Source organism: Ferrovum myxofaciens (assembly GCF_000735045.1).
GTDB lineage: Bacteria > Pseudomonadota > Gammaproteobacteria > Burkholderiales > Ferrovaceae > Ferrovum > Ferrovum myxofaciens.
Window position 1 is genome coordinate 1 of record NZ_JPOQ01000249.1, and the last position, 3668, is coordinate 3668.

The 3668-nt window shown below is 50.4% G+C and carries 3 protein-coding genes; 1 reads left to right on the forward strand and 2 read right to left on the reverse strand.

Annotated elements, in window-relative coordinates; genetic code table 11:
• Together IV91_RS0113225 and IV91_RS0113230 are read right to left on the reverse strand one after the other, a co-directional pair.
• Positions 1-366, reverse strand: a 366-nt coding sequence (locus IV91_RS0113225; protein ID WP_031599227.1) for an ABC transporter ATP-binding protein, incomplete at its 3' end; no start/stop codon positions are given.
• Complete coding sequence (locus IV91_RS0113230; protein ID WP_031599228.1) at positions 356-1165, reverse strand: ABC transporter permease; 810 nt, start codon at positions 1163-1165, stop codon at positions 356-358. The genes IV91_RS0113225 and IV91_RS0113230, both read right to left, overlap by 11 nt.
• A 127-nt stretch (positions 1166-1292) precedes the next feature.
• Between IV91_RS0113230 and IV91_RS0113235 the strand changes: the two genes are divergently transcribed.
• Positions 1293-3236: a glycosyltransferase family 2 protein gene (locus IV91_RS0113235; protein ID WP_084190117.1), complete on the forward strand. Its 1944-nt coding sequence runs from the start codon at positions 1293-1295 to the stop codon at positions 3234-3236.
• Positions 3237-3668 lie beyond the last annotated feature (432 nt).

Genomic DNA, 3668 nt, shown 5'->3' on the forward strand with positions numbered 1-3668 from the left:
GTCGAGGCCGAGGAGGGAGGCGCCGAGGCGGATGTTTTCGCGGCCGGTGAATTCGGGGTTGAAGCCGGTGCCGAGTTCGAGCAGTGCGGCGATGCGGCCGCGGGTATGGAGGACGCCTTCGGTTGGATTGAGAATGCCGGCCACCATTTGCAGGAAGGTGGATTTGCCTGATCCGTTACGCCCGATGATGCCCACTGTTTGACCGGGGCGTATGCTCAGCGATACATCCCTCAGAGCCCAGAAAGTGTCTCCGTGGTGACCGCCTTTCAGCCACTCCTTCAGGCGGTCCTCCGGGCGCGCGTAAATCGTATACGCTTTGCCCAACCCCGTGCAGGCAAGGACGCCTTCCGGAAATTTAGACGACATCGGCAAAACTGGGCCGCAAAGCCATGAATGTCCGGTAGCCCAGCGCAAGAAACAGTATCCCGGCTACCAGTTGGCCGAAATAGGTCCCGGCCGAGGGCAGGTTGCCGAGTAAAACGGCTCCCCGTACCCAGCCGATTGTCGCCGCCAGCGGATTGAGTACCAGCCAGTCGCGCCAGGGCTGGGGCACGCTTTCCGCCGGGTAGAACACGGGCGACAAAAACATCAGTACCATCACCAGGGGGCCGATGATCTGGCCGATATCGCGCAGAAATACCCCGAGTGCTGCCAGTAGATAAGTGGCACCCAGGCACAAAAAAAGGAGCGGCATGACGAGCAGCGGCAGCAGCAGGATAGCCAGTGATGGCGGACCCACCATCGTCCACTGGATGAGCAGCAGTACAAGGCAACCGATCGAAGCGGAGATCATGGCGCCCAGGAGCGCCACCACCGGCAGGATTTCCACCGGGAAAACCAGTTTCTTCACATAACTCGGATTTTCCAGGATCAGTCGTGGTGCCCGGCCCAGGCACTCGGCGATGACGTTGAATACGATCAGCCCAGCCAGTAGGTTCAGCGCATAGCCCATCCTGTCGTCAACGGCGTGACCGGGCCAGCGGGCCGCCAACACGGAGTGGAACACAAAAGTGTAGACCGCCATCATGGCCACTGGCGTGATCACTGCCCAAGCCAGACCCAATATCGAGCCGCGGTATCTGGCCTCGAATTCGCGCCGCGCCAGACGGCGCAGTAAGACCCTGTGTCGGGCGGGAAGGGTCAGGGGGTCCCAGAGAAAACGCATTATCAATTCCGAAGCCGCTCAACGGAGTAGGGAAGGCTACATTATACTCTATGCTACAGATCGGCCACACACGAGAACTGTTCTATCTCCAAACTGGCATTTTTTAACCTATTGATTAATAAAACCTATGCGAAAAGCGGTCAGAATATCAAAGATATGTGGTGGATTTCTTGTTTATTGGGCATCTGACCCAAAAAGGTTTTTGCCCTCATTGAAGAGGCTGCTGACCAGTTTGTACGGCGGTGGTATAACATCATTAAAACAGACCATTATCAATATTCTTGTGGGTAATATCGATAATGCAGAGGTGTGGGAATCCTATGTCTCATCACAATCAAAAATAATCGTAAGACATGTTGAAGAAAAATTGCGCAAGAGGGAATCGTTCCCGCTCATTTCGGTGATTATGCCAACCTACAATACCCCGCGTGAAATTTTGATGGAGACCCTGGATTCAGTGGTGGGCCAACTTTATCCGCACTGGGAATTATGCGTTGCCGACGACGGATCAACCAAACCCCATGTACGGGAAATCCTGGAAAAATATGCTGCACTGGATAGTCGTATCCATCTGAATTTTCACAGTTTCAATACCGGAACTTCTGCGGCCAGCAATCGGGCTTTGGCAATGGCCCAGGGTACTTATGTCGCACTTCTCGATCACGACGACAAGTTGGAAAAACAGGCATTGTTCCGTATTTCAGAATCCGTTCTCGAGGATGAGCCGGATATGATTTACTCCGATGAAGCATTGATTTCACAGGACGGAAGATGTGTCACATCCTTCACCTTTCGTCCGGCCTTCTCCATGGAATTTTTACGATCGCACCCGTATATCGTTCATTTCGTTTCATTCCGTACGGAATTGTTGCGGGAGTTGGAGGGGTTCAACGAGAGCCTGGCCATCTCTCAAGACTATGATTTGATTTTGCGCGTAACCGAGAAGGCACGAAAAATCGTCCATATACCAGAGGTACTTTACCTTTGGCGTCAATTGCCGAATTCTTCTGGTCACAAACAGTATGATCAGGTGATGACGGTCTCTACGGGAGTGATCAACAACCACCTTTCGCGCTGCGGAGAGAATGCGTATGCCGTTCCAAGCAAAAGTTTTAATTTTTTTGAAACGTGTTATCCGTTAAAAAAAGGATTAAACGTCGCGATCATTATTCCAACAAAAAACCATCATGAAATCCTCAGGGTTTGCATTGAAAGTATTGAACGAACGGTGGTCGGAGTGGATTACGATATTGTAGTCGTTGACCATGAATCGGAAAACGAAGGATCCATAGAATATTTCAACTCGATAAGAGAACGTCATAAAATCATTGAATACAAGGGTGAATTCAATTTTTCCGAGATAAATAATTTTGCTGTCAAGCAGTTACATGACGGTTACAGTCATTACCTGTTCTGCAATAATGACATAGAAGCCATAAAAGAAGGATGGCTTGTCCAGATGCTGGAATTATTTCAGAATGAAGACGTGGGGATCGTTGGCGCAAACTTGTTTTATCCCGACGGCAAGACTTACCAGCATGCGGGAGTATGTGTTGGCATGTCCGGTCCGGCAGAGCATTTCGGGAAGTTTGTGGAGAAGTATTTACCAGGCGGATCTGTCAACATCGGGTATAACGGGAATTTTATTGCCAACCATGAGGTATCGGCTGTAACCGGAGCCTGTCTGTTGATATCGGGAGAAGCGTTTGACTCAGTCAGCGGATATGATCCGTCATTGGCGGTTGGTTTTGGTGATGTGGATTTATGCCTGCGGGTTATCGATGCCGGTTATAGAGTGGTTCAGTGTTCGCGCGCGGCGTTAATTCATCATGAATCATTCACTCGGGGCAAGAGTTTAGGACACGATGAGCATCCGCAGGATACTGAATTTTTTAAAGAAAGATGGGCCAAACTTCTAGAGGTTGGGGACCCGTATTTCAATCCGAACTTGAATCCCGACTCAACCTGCTGGAAAGTCAACAACCCTCTGGTTTTTAATAAGGAAATAAAAAGACGAATATTCAGCCGGACCCGAACTCCGGTATCGGAAAATAATGGCGGACAGGGGTAGTCCTTCTTGGGTCCGGTGGATAGGGTGGATATATAGTATGAAACGGGCATTGGCCGCAGATTCCGCCAAGTTTTCGCCGGACGATGATGCAGTCTTGCGCTCCGGCCTCTACTTCATCATCACTGGATGAATGAAGCCTTCAGCATCAGCGTCACCGCCACACCGCTGGTCATCAGCCTCATGGAGGGGCAGTGCGAGGGCAGAATACTGACAAAAATTCATAAAAAGTGATGAGTGTCACATGATATAGCCACAAGCCTTGCTATGATGCGTCTGGGTGGGCCTGTCCAGATATTGGGTTTATTCTTGTGGTAATTGGAACATTCGCAATGATGGAGTCTGAAATAGAGGTTGTCATAACAGAACGGCAGGATGTACAATGCCCCGAGGTTGAGTACCGTGGGCTAGACTCTGCCCGGTTGTTTAGATTTA

Excerpts from the sequence above, each read along its gene's own strand:
- IV91_RS0113230 (WP_031599228.1), bottom strand. The coding sequence starts at position 1,165 with ATGCGTTTTCTCTGGGACCCCCTGACCCTTCCCGCCCGACACAGGGTC.
- IV91_RS0113235 (WP_084190117.1), top strand. The coding sequence starts at position 1,293 with ATGCGAAAAGCGGTCAGAATATCAAAGATATGTGGTGGATTTCTTGTT.